This is a genomic window from Saccharomonospora halophila 8 (assembly GCF_000383775.1).
GTDB lineage: Bacteria > Actinomycetota > Actinomycetes > Mycobacteriales > Pseudonocardiaceae > Saccharomonospora > Saccharomonospora halophila.
Genome location: NZ_KB912556.1, coordinates 25,504 through 29,064, shown reverse-complemented (window position 1 = coordinate 29,064; position 3,561 = coordinate 25,504). Strand labels below are relative to the sequence as shown.

Genomic DNA, 3,561 nt, shown 5'->3' with positions numbered 1-3,561 from the left:
GGTGGACCCGTCCGCGGCGGTGCCCGCGGAGCCGCACGCGGACCGGCGGCTGCGGGTCGTCCTCGCCGACGACCAGGATCTCGTGCGGGCGGGTTTCCGCGTCATCCTCGGGGCCGAGCCCGGAATCGAGGTGGTCGGCGAGGCCGGGGACGGGGACGAGGCCGTCGCGGTCACCACCCGTACGGAGGCCGACGTGGTGCTGATGGACGTCCGGATGCCCCGGGTGGACGGGCTGGAGGCGACCCGCCGCATCCTGGGCACGGCGCCGGGTGCCCCGGCGGGCCCGGTCGGGGCCCGGGTCATCATCCTCACCACCTTCGACCGCGAGGACTACCTCTTCGAGGCCCTGCACGCCGGGGCGAGCGGGTTCCTGCTGAAGAACGCCGCCCCGGAGGATTTGATCGACTCGGTCCGCGTGGTGGCCCGCGGGGACGCGCTGCTCTCGCCCGAGGTGACCCGCCGCGTCATCGCCCGGTTCGCGGGGCGGACCGCCCCCGCCCCCGGTGCCGCCGGGTGGCGTCCGCCGGAGCTGACCGACCGGGAGTTCGACGTGCTCGTGTCCCTGGCCCGCGGGGCGAGCAACGCCGAGATCGCCGGCCGACTGTTCATGGGGGAGACGACCGTGAAGACGCACGTGTCCCGGGTGCTGACGAAGCTGAACCTGCGCGACCGCACCCACGCCGTGGTGTACGCCTACGAGAACGGCATCGTGGCCCCCGGCCGGGAGTGACCGACGTGCCCGGCGCGGTGCGCCGTCCCCCGTGGGACGGAGGCACGGGTCGGTCGCGCGCAGGACGTCCGCGGCCGGTGTCCTGTGATTGACTCCGCCGTCATGTTGACCGTGACATCGATCAGCCGGAGCTTCGGGGCGCACCGTGCGCTCGACGACGTCTCCTTCGAGGTCCGGCCGGGGCGCATGACCGGGTTCCTGGGTGCCAACGGCGCGGGCAAGACCACCGCCATGCGGATCATCCTGGGGGTGCTCGCCGCCGACTCGGGCGGTGTGACCTGGGACGGACGTCCGGTGACCCAGGTCTCGCGCCAACGGTTCGGCTACATGCCGGAGGAGCGCGGGCTGTACCCGAAGATGCGGGTGGCCGAGCAGATCGCCTGGCTGGGACAGCTGCACGGACTCGACCGTGCCGCCGCCCGCCGCAACACCGGGCGACTGCTCGACCAGCTCGAACTCGCGCCGCGCGCCGACGACAAGCTGGAAGAGCTCTCGCTCGGCAACCAGCAGCGTGCGCAGGTCGCGGCGGCGCTGGTGCACGATCCGGTGCTGCTGATCCTCGACGAACCGTTCTCCGGGCTCGACCCGATCGCGGTGGAGACGGTGCTCGCCGTGCTGCGCGACCGTGCCGCCGCCGGCGTGCCCGTGTTGTTCTCCAGTCACCAGCTCGCCGTGGTCGAACGGCTGTGCGACGACCTGGTCATCATCTCCGAGGGGGAGATCGCCGCCGCGGGGGAGCGCACGGAGCTGCGCCACCGGTACGGCAGGACACGGTACGAGATGGTGGTGGACTCCGACGCCGGATGGCTGCGGGACCTGCCCGGGGTGCGGGTGCTCGACCTCGACGGAGCCCGCGCGGTCTTCGAGCTCGACGATGCGGCGGATCCGGGGGACGGCGCCGACCAGGCGGTGCTGCGGGCGGCGCTGGACCGGGGACCGGTGCGCACCTTCGCACCGGTCGTGCCCACCCTCGAGGAGATCTTCAAGGAGGTCGTGTGATGACGTCGACGGACACGCGGACCCCGACCGCATCCGCTCCGGCGACCGGCCCGGGAACCGGGACGTCGTTCTGGTCGGCCACGCGGCTGGTGGCCGAGCGGGAGATCCGCAGTTTCCTCCGGATGAAGAGCTGGTGGATCGGCTTCGCCACGCTCGTCGTGGGCCTGTTCGCGACCGCGCTGCTGCCGTCGCTGTTCGGCGACGGCGGGGATGACGGGGACGACGGCAGGCCCGGCGTCGCGGTCGTGGGCATCGACCCGCCCCCGGGGCTGGAGGCGGCCGCCGACGACATCCGGATCCTCGAGGTCGACGATCCCGCGGGCGCCGGGCACCTGCTGGCCGACGGGGAGGTCCGGGCGATCGTCACGCCGGACGACACCGACGGGTCGGACCCCGACGGGTCGGACCCCGGTGTGCACGTCCTGGCGGCGTCCGAGCCACCGCTGGTGATCCTGGACGCGCTCGGCAGTCTCCCGCCGGTGGAGATCATCGAGAGCCCGGACGACGCCGGTGAGGGGGAACGGGCGCTGGTCACGATCGTGTTCGGTCTGCTGTTTCTGATGTTCGGCATGGGGGGCATCGCGATCGCGCAGAGCACGGTCACCGAGAAGCAGACCCGGATCGTCGAGATCCTGGTCTCCACCGTCCCGGTGCGGGCGCTGCTGGCCGGGAAGATCGCCGGGCACTCCCTGCTGACGATCGGGCAGGTCCTCGCGCTCGCCGTCCTCGCGCCCGTCGCGCTCCGGCTCGGGGGACACACCGACCTCCTGTCCGTGCTCGCCCCGGCGGTGGGGTGGTTCGTGCCGTTCATGCTCCTCGGCTTCGTGCTGCTGGCGGCGATGTGGGCGGTCGCGGGCTCCGTGGTCAGCAGGCAGGAGGACCTCGGATCGAGCACGAGCCTGGTGATGCTGTTCGTCATGCTGCCCTACTTCGCCGTGGTGTTCTTCGGTGACAACGCGGGGGTGCTCGCCGTGCTGTCCTACGTGCCGTTCTCCGCTCCGGTGGGGATGCCGGTGCGCCTGTTCACCGGGGACGCGCAGGTCTGGGAGGCGCTGGTCTCCCTCGGGGTGCTCGTCGCGGCGCTCGTGGTGATCGTGCTGCTCGCGAGCCGGGTGTACTCCGGGGCACTGTTGCAGACCCGCGGCCGGATCGGCCTGGCCCAGGCGTGGGGTCGCGCGGACGACCGACCGTCCGGGGACCGGGCGTGACCGGCGGTAGGGTCGGCACCGACGATGATCACGAAGGAAGGGTGGAGCCGATGTCGGTGACCGGGCTGGAACTGCGGACGCTGTCGGACGAGCCGGCCACGCTGACGTCCCTCGGCGCGCGGGTGCTGCTGGTCGTCAACGTGGCGTCGCGGTGCGGGTTGACCCCGCAGTACTCCGGCCTGGAACGGCTGCACGAACGGTACGCCGACCGCGGCTTCACGGTCGCGGGCTTCCCGTGCAACCAGTTCGCCGGACAGGAACCGGGCGGGGCGGAGGAGATCGCGACGTTCTGCGCGACGACGTACGGCGTCACGTTCCCGATGTTCGCCAAGATCGACGTGAACGGGCCGGACCGGCATCCGCTGTACGCCGAGCTGGTGCGGCACCCGGACGCGGACGGCGAGGCCGGGGACGTGCAGTGGAACTTCGAGAAGTTCCTGCTCGACGGCGCGGGGACGGTGCTCGCCCGGTTCCGCCCGGGCACGGAACCGGAGTCGGACGAGATCGTCACCGCCGTGGAGGCCGCACTGGCCCGGTGCTGAGGGGGCGCGGACGGGTGGCCGGGGCATGCCCCGGGAGTGTCCGGACCGCCGCGGCCAGTCCGAACCCGGCCACCACCCCGCC

Annotated in this window: 4 protein-coding genes; all 4 read left to right on the top strand. The window is 72.7% G+C overall.

The annotated features are described in order from the left end of the window. Nucleotide 1: 1 nt before the first annotated feature. Nucleotides 2-730: a response regulator transcription factor gene (locus tag SACHA_RS0112145; RefSeq protein ID WP_019810048.1), complete on the top strand. Its 729-nt coding sequence runs from the start codon at nucleotides 2-4 to the stop codon at nucleotides 728-730. 102 nt (nucleotides 731-832) lie between these two features. Continuing rightward, nucleotides 833-1,729: an ABC transporter ATP-binding protein gene (locus SACHA_RS0112140; protein ID WP_028663120.1), complete on the top strand. Its 897-nt coding sequence runs from the start codon at nucleotides 833-835 to the stop codon at nucleotides 1,727-1,729. Next, nucleotides 1,729-2,937, top strand: a complete 1,209-nt coding sequence (locus SACHA_RS0112135) for an ABC transporter permease (RefSeq protein ID WP_019810045.1) — start codon at nucleotides 1,729-1,731, stop codon at nucleotides 2,935-2,937. Before SACHA_RS0112140 ends, SACHA_RS0112135 begins: the two co-directional genes overlap by 1 nt. Nucleotides 2,938-2,987: 50 nt before the next feature. Then, nucleotides 2,988-3,479, top strand: a complete 492-nt coding sequence (locus SACHA_RS0112130) for a glutathione peroxidase (RefSeq protein WP_028663119.1) — start codon at nucleotides 2,988-2,990, stop codon at nucleotides 3,477-3,479. Nucleotides 3,480-3,561 lie beyond the last annotated feature (82 nt).